The sequence below is a fragment of the Pseudomonas sivasensis genome, assembly GCF_052938085.1.
The window spans coordinates 1,813,333-1,825,144 of sequence record NZ_CP176442.1 but is presented as its reverse complement, the minus strand read 5'-3'; the positions used below and the strand labels follow the sequence as shown (position 1 = coordinate 1,825,144).

At 59.1% G+C, this 11,812-nt stretch carries 14 protein-coding genes; 4 read left to right on the top strand and 10 right to left on the bottom strand.

The features are described from left to right. Positions 1-40: 40 nt before the first annotated feature. Positions 41-1,234 carry an osmoprotectant NAGGN system M42 family peptidase gene (locus ACKZ62_RS08550; protein WP_032888060.1) on the top strand — a complete coding sequence of 398 codons (1,194 nt, stop codon included), beginning with the start codon at positions 41-43 and terminating at the stop codon, positions 1,232-1,234. Between the two features lie 66 nt (positions 1,235-1,300). Beyond that, a complete protein-coding gene (locus tag ACKZ62_RS08545) occupies positions 1,301-1,528 on the top strand; it encodes a YheU family protein (RefSeq protein WP_003192759.1) in 228 nt (75 codons plus the stop codon). Positions 1,529-1,535: 7 nt separating this feature from the next. Here the strand turns inward: ACKZ62_RS08545 and csrA are convergent, their stop codons facing one another. Together csrA and ACKZ62_RS08535 are read right to left on the bottom strand one after the other, a co-directional pair. Next, a complete protein-coding gene (gene csrA / locus ACKZ62_RS08540) occupies positions 1,536-1,733 on the bottom strand; it encodes a carbon storage regulator CsrA (RefSeq protein WP_095185473.1) in 198 nt (65 codons plus the stop codon). A 127-nt stretch (positions 1,734-1,860) separates the two neighbouring features. Continuing rightward, positions 1,861-2,676 carry an SDR family oxidoreductase gene (locus tag ACKZ62_RS08535; RefSeq protein WP_032888057.1) on the bottom strand — a complete coding sequence of 272 codons (816 nt, stop codon included), beginning with the start codon at positions 2,674-2,676 and terminating at the stop codon, positions 1,861-1,863. Between the two features lie 330 nt (positions 2,677-3,006). Here ACKZ62_RS08535 and ACKZ62_RS08530 point away from each other — a divergent pair, with 330 nt between their 5' ends. Beyond that, a complete protein-coding gene (locus tag ACKZ62_RS08530) occupies positions 3,007-3,159 on the top strand; it encodes a DUF3309 family protein (RefSeq protein ID WP_015885095.1) in 153 nt (50 codons plus the stop codon). A gap of 52 nt (positions 3,160-3,211) precedes the next feature. Here ACKZ62_RS08530 and ACKZ62_RS08525 read toward each other — a convergent pair whose 3' ends face one another. The 5 genes from ACKZ62_RS08525 to ACKZ62_RS08505 all read right to left on the bottom strand — a co-directional run bounded on the left by ACKZ62_RS08525 (position 3,212) and on the right by ACKZ62_RS08505 (position 8,905). Then, positions 3,212-5,299 carry an LTA synthase family protein gene (locus ACKZ62_RS08525; RefSeq protein ID WP_032888055.1) on the bottom strand — a complete coding sequence of 696 codons (2,088 nt, stop codon included), beginning with the start codon at positions 5,297-5,299 and terminating at the stop codon, positions 3,212-3,214. A gap of 338 nt (positions 5,300-5,637) precedes the next feature. Then, entirely contained in the window at positions 5,638-5,829 is a 192-nt protein-coding gene (locus ACKZ62_RS08520; protein ID WP_003172956.1) for a PLDc N-terminal domain-containing protein, read from the bottom strand. 67 nt (positions 5,830-5,896) lie between these two features. Then, a complete protein-coding gene (locus ACKZ62_RS08515; protein ID WP_032888053.1) occupies positions 5,897-6,427 on the bottom strand; it encodes a hypothetical protein in 531 nt (176 codons plus the stop codon). A gap of 41 nt (positions 6,428-6,468) precedes the next feature. Continuing rightward, positions 6,469-6,984, bottom strand: coding sequence for an ankyrin repeat domain-containing protein (locus tag ACKZ62_RS08510; protein WP_032888051.1), 516 nt, complete (start codon positions 6,982-6,984; stop codon positions 6,469-6,471). A 94-nt stretch (positions 6,985-7,078) separates the two neighbouring features. Next, positions 7,079-8,905, bottom strand: a complete 1,827-nt coding sequence (locus ACKZ62_RS08505) for a long-chain-acyl-CoA synthetase (RefSeq protein WP_447096526.1) — start codon at positions 8,903-8,905, stop codon at positions 7,079-7,081. 395 nt (positions 8,906-9,300) lie between these two features. Between ACKZ62_RS08505 and ACKZ62_RS08500 the strand changes: the two genes are divergently transcribed. Next, entirely contained in the window at positions 9,301-9,579 is a 279-nt protein-coding gene (locus ACKZ62_RS08500; RefSeq protein WP_032888048.1) for a DUF3509 domain-containing protein, read from the top strand. A 60-nt stretch (positions 9,580-9,639) separates the two neighbouring features. Here ACKZ62_RS08500 and ACKZ62_RS08495 read toward each other — a convergent pair whose 3' ends face one another. The 3 genes from ACKZ62_RS08495 to ACKZ62_RS08485 all read right to left on the bottom strand — a co-directional run bounded on the left by ACKZ62_RS08495 (position 9,640) and on the right by ACKZ62_RS08485 (position 11,810). Continuing rightward, positions 9,640-9,909: a response regulator transcription factor gene (locus ACKZ62_RS08495; protein ID WP_032888046.1), complete on the bottom strand. Its 270-nt coding sequence runs from the start codon at positions 9,907-9,909 to the stop codon at positions 9,640-9,642. A gap of 207 nt (positions 9,910-10,116) precedes the next feature. After that, the gene (locus ACKZ62_RS08490) at positions 10,117-10,647 is read right to left on the bottom strand and encodes a 1,2-dihydroxy-3-keto-5-methylthiopentene dioxygenase (RefSeq protein WP_099603053.1); all 531 of its coding nucleotides are present in this window, start codon (positions 10,645-10,647) and stop codon (positions 10,117-10,119) included. Continuing rightward, a complete protein-coding gene (locus tag ACKZ62_RS08485) occupies positions 10,644-11,810 on the bottom strand; it encodes an MFS transporter (RefSeq protein WP_442116410.1) in 1,167 nt (388 codons plus the stop codon). Before ACKZ62_RS08485 ends, ACKZ62_RS08490 begins: the two co-directional genes overlap by 4 nt. Between the last annotated feature and the right edge of the window lie 2 nt (positions 11,811-11,812).

The following is an 11,812-nucleotide window of genomic DNA, read 5'->3' as shown; positions in this document are numbered from 1 at the left end:
TACAGCCCCACGGGTTGCCCTTATTTCATCAGGAGTCTTTATGAGCCGAACCATCCCCGAACCGGATCTCAACTACCTGCAAAAAGTGCTGTTGGAAATGCTCGCCATTCCCAGCCCTACCGGCTTTACCGACACCATCGTGCGCTACGTCGCCGAGCGCCTCGAAGAGCTGGGTATCCCGTTTGAAATGACCCGCCGCGGCACCATCCGCGCAACCCTCAAGGGCCAGAAAAACAGCCCCGACCGTGCTGTGTCGGCGCACTTGGACACCATTGGCGCCGCCGTGCGTGCGATCAAGGACAACGGCCGCCTGACCCTGGCGCCAGTAGGCTGCTGGTCCAGCCGTTTTGCCGAAGGCAGCCGCGTCAGCCTGTTCACCGACAACGGTGTGATTCGCGGCAGCGTGTTGCCGCTGATGGCCTCCGGGCATGCGTTCAACACCGCCGTGGATGAAATGCCGGTGAGCTGGGACCACGTAGAACTGCGCCTGGACGCTTACTGCGCAACCCGCGCCGACTGCGACTCCCTGGGGATCAGCGTCGGTGACTACGTCGCCTTTGACCCGCTGCCCGAGTTCACCGAGAGCGGGCATATCAGCGCACGCCACCTGGACGATAAGGCGGGCGTCGCCGCCCTGCTCGCCGCGCTCAAGGCCATCGTCGACAGCGGCGAGCCGTTGCTGATCGACTGCCATCCGCTGTTCACCATCACCGAAGAAACCGGCAGCGGTGCGGCGGCAGCCCTGCCGTGGGATGTGAGTGAGTTTGTCGGCATCGACATCGCCCCGGTCGCCCCCGGCCAGCACTCCAGCGAACATGCGGTGAGTGTAGCGATGCAGGATTCCGGCGGGCCGTACGACTATCACCTGTCCCGTCACCTGCTGCGCCTCGCATCGGAAAACGACCTGCCAGTGCGCCGCGATCTGTTCCGTTATTACTTCAGCGATGCACACTCGGCGGTGACGGCCGGCCACGATATCCGTACAGCGCTGCTGGCGTTTGGTTGCGACGCGACCCACGGCTACGAGCGCACCCATATCGACAGCCTGGCGGCGCTGAGCCGCTTGCTCGGCGCGTACATCCTCAGCCCGCCGGTCTTTGCCAGCGACGCGCAGCCGGCCCAGGGTTCACTGGACCGCTTCAGTCATCAAATCGAGCATGAAACACAGATGGAGAGCGACACGCGCGTGCCGTCGGTGGACAGTCTGGTGGGCAACAAGTCCTCAGGCGAGTAACAGCCACTGCTGGCAACCCGGGTCCCGGCACAGTAGCATCGCCGGGATTCTCTATCTGAGGCTTGTATGCTGATTCCCTACGACGCTCTTGAAGTCGACACCCTGACCCGCCTGATCGAAGACTTCGTGACCCGCGACGGCACCGACAATGGCGACGACACGCCCCTGGAAACCCGCGTGCTGCGCGTGCGCCAAGCGCTGACCAAGGGCCAGGCCCTGATCGTGTTCGACCCGGAAAGCGAGCAATGCCAGTTGATGCTCAAGCACGATGTGCCCAAGCATCTGTTCGACTGAGGGTGTTCTAGGGGTTGGTGGCGGGTTGGGGTTGAGTGGCTTGGCGTTCGAGCATTTTCTGATGCACCTCGGCGCGGTGCACATTGATCCCCGCTGGTGCGGCAATGCCGAATTTCACTTGGTCGCCGTTCAGTTCCAGGATGCGCACGGTGATCTCATCACCGATGGAGATGATTTCGCCTACAGCGCGGCTTAAGACCAGCATGGCGTTTGTCCTTTTGGAGTGACAGGACCTCGACCATGCGCGCAGAAGGTTGATGCAACAATGGCGCGCAGCTAAATCAGGCAACACCTACACCAGTAGGTAATTTGCCTGACAGACCAACACCTGATTAGCCTTTAACAGCCTGTGCCTTGGCGCGCATCTTGTCGGCCATGGTAGTCATTTCGTCGTAGAGCAATTGCGGATTCTTCTGCTTCAACGCCCAGGCCATCCGGCCCTGCTCGTGGGGCAAGATCATGAATTCCCCTTCGGCGACACGCTGATAGATGTAATCGGCAATATCCGCCGCCGAGATCGGCGAACTCTCCAACAACTTGCCCACCTGGGCCTTCATCGCCGGCGTCGGCCCACGGAACGAGTCCAGCAGGTTGGTCTGGAAGAACGACGGGCATACCACATGCACGCCGACTTCCTGCTGCTTGAGCTCCACCAGCAGGCTTTCCGACAGCGCCACCACACCGGCCTTGGCTACGTTGTAGTTGCTCATGGCCGGCCCTTGCATCAGCGCGGCCATAGAGGCGATGTTGATGATGCGGCCCTTGCTCTTTTCCAGCAGCGGCAGGAACGCCTTGCAGCCTTTGACCACGCCCATCAGATTGATCGCAATCTGCCAGTCCCAATCCTCCAGGGATAGTTCGGCAAAGAAACCACCCGAGGCGACGCCAGCGTTATTGACGATCACATCGATGCCCCCCAGCTTCACTTCGCACGCCTGGGCAAACGCGGTGAGCTGGCTGTAGTCGCGCACGTCGCAACGTTGGGTAAAGCCATCGCCCCCGGCCTCGCGCACGAGCTTGAGGGTTTCCTGCAAGCCTGGCTCGCTGACATCCGACAAGGCCAATTGCCAACCCTCGCGGGCCCAGCGCAGAGCGATTTCACGACCCAGGCCGGACCCGGCGCCAGTGATCATCATGCGATTTTGCATAGGAAGCTGCCTTGTGGTTCACAGAAGAAGTGATCGGCAGTGTAGCGAAGGTTTTTCCTGCACCCACGCACCATCAGATTGATGAATGCCCCAGGCAAACCGTGGGCCGGGTCGGATGCCTGCGCACCGCCTAAGTTCAATCTTTTTCAACTAGTACGACGCAGCTGAGAGCGCATTAAAAGAAATAAGCGTGTTTGCAAAATGCTTTAAAAAAACACGGAATTTTATGCGAAGCGCAGGAGTCGGAGTTGTTAAGGCGTTCGTAATTAAACCTGCGGTCGTAACGTTAAATCATCAGTCCTTGCACAAGGCCTATAAGGAAATAAAACCATGAGCCTCATTCTAATCATCATCCTGATTCTGCTGCTGGTCGGTGGTCTGCCAGTCTTCCCGCACTCCCGCAACTGGGGCTATGGCCCGTCGGGTATCCTGGGTGTTGTTCTGGTTGTCCTGCTGGTGTTGTTGTTGCTCGGCCGGATATAAAAACCGCATAAAAAAAGAGGCCTGAAAAGGCCTCTTTTTTATTGCCGGTTAATTAGTCCGGCTTGCCGTCAACTACGCCGGCGGTGTTATCCAACAGGCTCTTGGTGGCCGTCTGCAGGAAGGACTCAAGTTTCTGCTTCAACGCAGCCTCGTCCGGCGATTCAGGAATCACCTTACCGGTCGGGTTAGCGCCCAGTTCGTATTCCCACAACTTCGGTGGCATCTCCTTGGGCAGAACAAGGATGCGGTCTGCGGTGACCAAGGCCACAGTCTGGTCGCTGCCCGAAGGCTTGATCACGCCAAAGCCTTTGTCGCCTTCCGGCAGGTTCAGCAGATCACGACCCCAGCATTGGTGCAGGGTGTCGCCACCGAGGCGGCCCATAATGGTCGGCACGATGTCGATCTGGGTGCCCACGGTGTGGTCACGCTCGCCGAACTTCTCCTGCATGCCCGGTGCAATCATCAGCATTGGCACGTTGAAGCGGCCCAAGTCCATCTCGGTGATCTGCTGTTCGTTGCCGAAGCCGTGGTCGCCCACGATTACAAACAGGGTTTCCTTGAAGTACGGCTCCTTGCGGGCCTTTTCAAAGAACTGGCCCAGGGCCCAGTCGGAGTAACGCATGGCCGTCAAATGCTCGTTGAGGCTGCCACGGTCAGTGACTTTCTCGACCGGCAATGGCGTCGGCAACGCGTACGGCGTGTGGTTGGACAGGGTTTGCAGCAGTGCGTAGAACGGCTTGCCGCCTTCGCGGGCTTTCAACTCTTGCAGGCCACGGTTGAACATGTCCTGGTCGGACACGCCCCACGTCGGATCAGAGAACACAGGGTCGACGAAGTCGTTGCGGCCAATGAAGTTGGTCATGCCCTGGTTGCTGAAGAAGCCCGACTGGTTGTCCCAGGCGAAGTCGCCGTTGTAGACATACACGTCGTCAAACTGACGCGCGCTGAGCAACTGCGGCAGGCCCGACAGCTTGTGGCTGCCTTCCGGTGTCTGCATCAGGTATTCAAAGCCTGGCAGGTTCGGGAAGCAGGCCATGGTGGCGAACATACCCTGGTGGGTGTGAGTGCCGTTGGAGAAGAAGCGGTCGAATAGCAGGCCTTCCTTGGACAGTTTGTCGAAGGATGGCGTGATGTTGCCCGGACGACCCAATGCGCCTACCGAGTGACCGGCGAAGCTTTCCATCAGGATGACCACGACGTTCTTGATCGGCAGAGTCTTCTCGGCCGGCGGCATGTAGTCACGGCGCACGGCGGCGGTGTCGGTATCGACCAGTTTCTCTTGGGGCAATACCAGCATGTCGCGCACGGTCTGGGTCGCCAACGGCTGATCCAGAGTGGCCTTCCAGATATTGGCGCGGTCTTCACCGAACCGAGCCTTGGCCGCCGCGATCAGCGACAAGGTGCCATTGAGGCCCAACTGGTTGGCGAAGTTGGAATCGGTGGTGTACACGTCGCCCCAGCGCAGCGGCGGGCCCTGACGCAGAGTGCCACGGGCGGCAACCACAGCGATCAGCAGGCAGACCACGAACACCGCGATGCGGCTGTACCACGGCGCGACCTGGCGGGTGCCGATACTGCCACCGCTGAATGGGCCGCGTGGGCGCGTCGCGCGATCAGCGCCTTTGAAGGCGATGCTCAGGATCAGCGTGCCTACGGCCCAGGCCAGCAGGTAGCGCACCACCGGAAAACCGTACCAGAGCATGCTCATCACGGTTTTCGGGTCTTCCTTCACGTACTGGAAAACCAGGCCGTTGAGGCGCTGGTGGAACTCGCGGTAGAAGTCCATCTCCATCAAGCCCAGGAACAGGGCGATGCTGGACGCAATGGTCAGCCAGAAACGGAAGAACCCACGCGCGGCCATGGCCCGTACGCTGAACAGTGCCAGCAGCAGCGGGATCAGCAGATACACCACCAGGCGTATGTCAAAACGCAGGCCGTTGGCGAACGCTTCCAGGAAGGTCGAGGCCGGGGTGTCGAGGATCATCTCGCGGTTGTACACCAGCAGCGCCAGGCGCAGCAGGGAGAACATCACCATCATGACCAGTGCGCAGAGCAGCGTGTATGCCAGATGGGATTTGACGGTCGGTTGCAGCAGGCGATTAGAAGCTCGCTGCTGACTCAGGGCGTCCGGGTTTGCCATGTCGTTTCAGGACCCATTGGAAGTTTAAGTGACGAAATATCGCGGTGGCGCGAATGGTGCCCGATCAATCACAGCAAGGCTATTAATTACTGAACGTGCACCGCTGCACCGCCTTTAATAGCAGGCAGAAAAAGCCGGAGAATTGTCTTGGATGGGTTGTGAAAATTCTGTACAGCGAATATTTCGATACAAAAATCACACAGGCATCCTGAAACGAAATGTGGGAGGGGACTGACTCCCGATCGCGATGTGTCAATGCCAGATGAATGGCGATACACCGCTATCGGGAGAAGCTCCCTCCCACATTTACTGTGCCCACTCCAGACGGAGTGAAGCGATCAAATCCGCACGTTACCCCGTGGCCCGGCAATCGCCCAGATGATCAGGCCCAGGACCGGCAGCAGCAGGATCAACAGGATCCACAACACCTTGGCGCCAGTGCTCGCGCCGCTTTTAAACACATTGATGATCGCCCAGATATCCAGCGCGAGGATGATCAGCCCAATCAAGCCATTAAATGTGGAACCCATGGTGTCGCTCCTAAGTGAGGGCATGCACTTGTAGGATAGTCAGCCCTGGCAGGGGTTCCGTTTTATTTCAGACGTGGACCGCCACCTTCAGCGCTTCCAGGGACGGCTCCGCCTTGATACCGACTTCGGCGCACAGCTCCAGCACCCGAGGCAGGTCGTTGCCAAACACCAATACGGTCTGGATTTCGTCATCCAAGGGCAGGCTGAAATCAAGCAGCACATAGCCGCCATCCTCCGGGCTCAGGGCGCTCATCTGGATCTGAATGCGGTTCAGCGCGGTGAGGCCGTCAGCCTTGGCCAGTTGCTTGGGCTTGAGGTTGAACGCGACACCCGGACCGAACGAGGCGACGATCTGCGCAAACAGATCGCCATAGGTGTCGGCCTGGAACAGCACGGTCTCTGGCAGGCTGCCGACCACCACCCACTCCCCCAAAGGAATCGGGAAGGTGTCGTCGTAGTTGATGTCTGGGTTGGCTGCCAGAAATGCAGCAGGATCGGCGTAGGCCTGGGCAGCCTCATCAGCGATGCGCGCGACCTCGTCCTCGCCCATGACCCCGGCGCTGATTTTGCTGATAAGTTCGACGAGGGCGGTTTTCATGGGGCGATCCTGTAACGGGCTGGTTTTTGAGGGCGCAAAGCCTACACCAGTTTCTGCAACTGCGCCGCCGTATCCACCGCGCCCATGGTCTGGGCCGCTGCCAGCGCCGTCGCGCCCTGGGCATCTGTGGCCTTGGGGTTGGCGCCCTGACCAAGCAGGTAATCGACCATGTCAACGCGGTTGAACATCGCCGCCATCATCAGCGCGGTGCGACCGTCTGAGGACGCGGCTTCTACCGGCGTCCCACCCTCGATCAGCGCCTTGACCACCGGCAGGTTGCCCTTGAAGGCTGCACCGGCAATCGGCAGTTGGTTCTTGTCGTTCGCGATCAGTGGATCGGCCTTGAACTCCAGGAGCACTTTCACCGCCTCGGCGTGGCCGTGGTAGGCCGAGAGCATCAGCAGGGTGTCGCCATTGTGGTTGCGGAAATTGGCCGGCAAGCCTTTGGCCAACAGCGCGGCAAGCATGGCCGCGTCGCCGCGGCGGGCCACGTCGAAGACTTGCTCGGCAAATTCGGCGGCTTCGTCTTCGGTCATTTGTTTAGGCTGGTCGGACATGTGGGGCTCCTTATCTGGTACTGAATAGGCGCCAGTGTCGCGAGGGAGTTCCCACCTGTCATGGCTTTTTTGTCAAAAGCCCCCATAGCCACAATCAATAGCGGAACTGACCGCCCTGGATCTGCGCGAGCAATTGCCCGGTGACCGGCACGTAGCAGTCCGAACCCGGTAGCCAGGCATACACCGGGTCATTGCCGGCCTTGTCCGGATCGAAAGCCTCCTCCTTGAGCTTGACCTTCTGGTACTTGAAGGTACCGGTGGTTTCCATCTTGACCTTGATCCGCAGGAACAATGGCACCGCATAGGCTGGCAACTGGCCGTGGGCGAATTGCAGCAGCTCGCGCATGTCCAGCGCGGCCAGGGACTCGCTGGGGGTGATGGCGACCATGCCCGCGCGCCCGTTGGTGTTCTCGATCTCAACGCCATACGCCACCACTTCGGCGATCTGAGGGTGTTGCAGCAGGACATTCTCGACCTCGGTGGTGGAGACGTTTTCACCCTTCCAGCGGTAAGTGTCCCCCAGGCGATCGACAAATTGCGCATGGCCGAAGCCGATGCTGCGCAACAAATCGCCGGTATTGAAGTAGCGATCGCCCTTTTCAAACACGTCAGTGAGCACCACCCGGCGATTTTTTTCCGGATCGGTGTAGCCGTCGAAGGGCGATTTTTCATCGATCCTCGCCAGCAACAGCCCCTGCCCGCCCGAGGGCACCTTACGCATAAAGCCATCGCTGCCGCGCAGCGGCTCGCCGCCTTCGTGGTCATAGTCCACCAGAGCCCAATGCTGCAGGCAAAAGCCGATGGTGTTGTCGAAATTCAATACGTTGGTAAAGCCGATATTGCCGTCGCTGGCCGCGTACAGCTCGCAGATATGCTCAACGCCGTAGCGCGCCTTGAACTGCGCCCACACGCCAGGGCGCAGGCCGTTGCCGACCATCTTGGTGACGCGGTTATCACGGTCGTTTTCACTGGGCGGCTGGTCGAGCAGGTAACGGCACAACTCGCCGACATAACCGAGGGTGGTTGCCTTGAATCTGCGCGCATCGTCCCAGAACTGGCTGGCGCTGAACTTGCGGCGGATGGCAAAGCCTGACGCGCCGACAATTGCAGAGCCCCAGCACACGCACAATCCGGTGGCGTGGTAGAGCGGCAAGGTGCAATAGAGGACGTCATCCGGCCCCATGTCCAGGGCGATACTGCCGAAGCTGACGGCCGTCTTGGTCCAGCGGCCATGCTTCATGATCCCGGCCTTGGGCAGGCCGGTGGTGCCGGAGGTGTAGATATAGAAGCACGGGTCATTGAAGAAGACCTGCGCGGTGCTGGCCGGATTCTCCAGCGGGCACTCGGCACTGACCGCCATCAGGTCGATATAACCGTCGGGCACCTCGGTGGATTGCTGATCGGCGACGAACCAGGTTCGATCAGCCTTGATCGCGACCTGATCACGCACCGTTTCATAGGAGGCCACCAGTTCCGCACCGACAATAATGGCCACTGGGCTCACCAGGTTCAGGCTGTGCACCAGCGCCGCCTGGGTTTGCGCAGTGTTGAGCATCGCGCAGATGCCACCCAGCTTGGCCACGGCGAGCACGTTCAAAAGTAATTCGGGGCGATTTTCAATAAATAGAGCCACCACGTCACCCTTGCCGATGCCCTGGGCGTGCAGGTGATGGGCGATACGGTTGGCACGCTGGTTGGCTTCGGTATAGCTGAGCACCTGATCGCCATACAACAAAGCGTTGCCATCCGGATTGCGCAGGGTGGCTTGCTCAAAGTGCCAGCCCAATCCGCAAGGCTGCGCGGGGTCGGTGACATTGGCGGCACGCATGCCACGCACGACGCGTGGCAGGGCACGAACAATGGAGGGCACCGTACGCAACAGCTTGCCCCAGGTGATCATGTCGTTCTGCGGGTGGCTCATGGTGGAACATCCTTTTTCTTATTGTTCGTATGATCCAAAAGCACCCATATCTCCGTAAGAAGGAGGCCGAGTGCATTGAAGGAAAATACGTCAGCCCTTCTTCGACTGTACACGCGGGATTTGAAAAGTTTTGTATCCCAACAGACGACGACTGAAAAAGGGAATTTAGCCCCGCAAAGGGAGTCTTTATGGATAGCGGCACGCCCATCCGGCCGCGCCAAGTAACGCAAAATGCAGGATGCATGATGGCCCTTCATGCAATTTGCACGAATCTGAAAATCTCAATTTTTTATAAGACATTGATTTACAAGGATATTTTAATAAATCAGGAGCTGGCACAATCACTGCACCTATCACTCCATGCTTGCCAAATTGAGCCAACGGAGCTGATAGACATGAGCCTGATCCAAGATAAATTCGCTTCAGTATTCTCCAACTACGACGTCACCACCCAGCCACGTCCAGACGGCGGCATCCTGCTGACACTGCGCAATGGTGAGGGCAAACAGGTCAAGCGTTCGATCTCCTACCAGCAGTTGCACACTGCCGACCAACTTACTTGGGTGATCAGTGCCATTCGCCGCGACCTGGCCGAACAAGCCAGTGACCTGCCGCAAATTTCGATGCTGCAAAGCCAGAACCGCTTTGCCCTGCCGACTTACCATTCGGCTTAAGTACTGCACATAAAAAAGGGCCGCGACGCCGTTGAGCGTCGCGGCCCTTTTTTGTTGAGGTCAGCACAGGCCTTGGCGCGCGGCCTCGTTCATCGCCTGTACACGGTTGGTGACTTCCAATTTTCCGTAGATATTGCGCAGGTGAAATTTGACGGTAGCCTCGGACGTCGCACGGATCTGACTGATTTCCCAAACGGTCTTGCCCTCGGAAGCCCAGCGTAAGATCTCCAATTCCGCTGGGGTCAGCGGCTTGCCGGACAAGCTCAGGCGCCTCCTGAGCGCGTTGGGCACGAAATACGGTGGCGGACACGGCTCCTCTGGCCCATTCATTACATTTCTCCTTCTTTTTGGCTGATCTCCTATCACCCTTCGGATTCCTCCTATTGACAGGTGATACAACTGGTGCCGCAAAGAGTTACATAACGAATGGTTTCAGTGCGCATTGGCCGCGATAAACAGCCAAGCCCTACAAGCAACTAAGCCTCTTCCCACAACAACTTCCAACTTGGCGGGGTTGAACATTCCAGCTGCCTGGTTTCAATCATCCAAACCTGGGAAACGGCTGGCAATATCATCGCCGGTGAATGCCGGGACCGCCCCTTGCACCGTTTTAGCTAAGTGCAGTGTGACCAAGTGGGGGTTCTCGCCCATATCAAACCAGTGCGCCATGCCGGCCGGGATCGCCAGCAGGTCGTTTTTCTCACAGCGCACGGCATATACGTAGTCGCCTATGTGCAGGCTGAAAAGGCCCTGGCCAGCGATGAAAAAACGCACTTCATCTTCGCTGTAACGGCGCTCAGAGAGGAAACGAGCCCGCAGCTCGTCCTTCTGCGGGTGGTCGCTTGTGACACTGAATACTGCCACCGAAACGTCGCCCAGCGCGTCGATCTGCGGCTGATAGGCGGCAATCATTTCAGCCTCGCTGGCGCCCTTCTCGATCGGGCTGGGCTGCCAGCGCTCGAACCGCACACCGTGCTCTGCCAGAGTCGCAGCGATGTCTTCGGCATGGGTCAAGACCTTGTTCGGCGTATCCGGTGAAGCGACGTGGTAGACAGCGACATAACTCATTGAAGGGTTCCTTGGTTCTGTTCGTGCAATCGAAGACCCATGATAACGGCCGCGGCCAGGGCGGCGACGCTGGCAATACTAAAGGTGAAGGTCGGCCCCAACAGGTTCCAGCTATAGCCGGAATACAGCGCGCCCAGCGCACCGCCGGTGCCGGCCAAAGCGGCGTACAGCGCCTGGCCCTGGCCTTGTTGTTTATCGCCGAAGCTGCTTTGCACAAAGGCAATCGCCGCTGCATGAAAGCTGCCGAAGGTAGCCGCGTGCATGACCTGCGCCAATAGCAGCACCCAAAGAAATTCGGCAAACGAGCCCAGCAGTAACCAGCGCAGCGCCGCCAACAGGAAACTGGCCATCAACACCCGACGTACCGAGAAGCGCGTGAGGATACGGCTCATGGCCAGGAACATCAGCACTTCGGCCACTACTCCCAAGGCCCACAGCATGCCGATCACGCCACGGCTGTAGCCCAAGTGCTCAAGGTGGAGCGTGAGAAAGGTGTAATACGGCCCATGGCTCATCTGCATCAGCGCGACACAGGCGTAAAAGGCCAACACGCCTGGGCTACGCAGTTGCTTGAGGAAACCCTCACCGGCAAGGCGATTACCCTGGCTGGCAGGCTGCGCATTCGGCACCCACAGGCTGGCGCCAATAATCCCGGCCATGATCACCACGACCACCACCGGGTAGATATCCAGGCTCAGCCAGTCGAACAGCCGGCCCATGATCACCACAGTAAGGATAAAGCCGATGGAGCCCCACAACCGTACCTGACTGTAGCGTGACGTCTGTTTTTGCAGATGCGCGAGAGTGATCACTTCAAACTGCGGCAGCACCGCGTGCCAGAAGAACGCATGCAGGGCCATCACCAAAGCCAGCCAGGCGTAGGTCTTACTGACGAAAATCAGCGAAAAACTGACCAGGGTGCACACTGCGCCAAACCTTACGATGGCCAGGCGGCGGCCAGTGTAGTCGCCCAGCCAGCCCCACAGGTTGGGCGCCACGCAGCGCATCAGCATGGGGATGGCCACCAGCTCGCCGATACGCGCGCTGGAGAAGCCCAAGTGATCGAAGTACAGCGCCAGGAACGGCGCCGTCGCCCCCAGCAGGGCGAAGTAGAACAGGTAGAAGCTGGAGAGGCGCCAATAAGGGAGCGCTGTCACAACCAGCC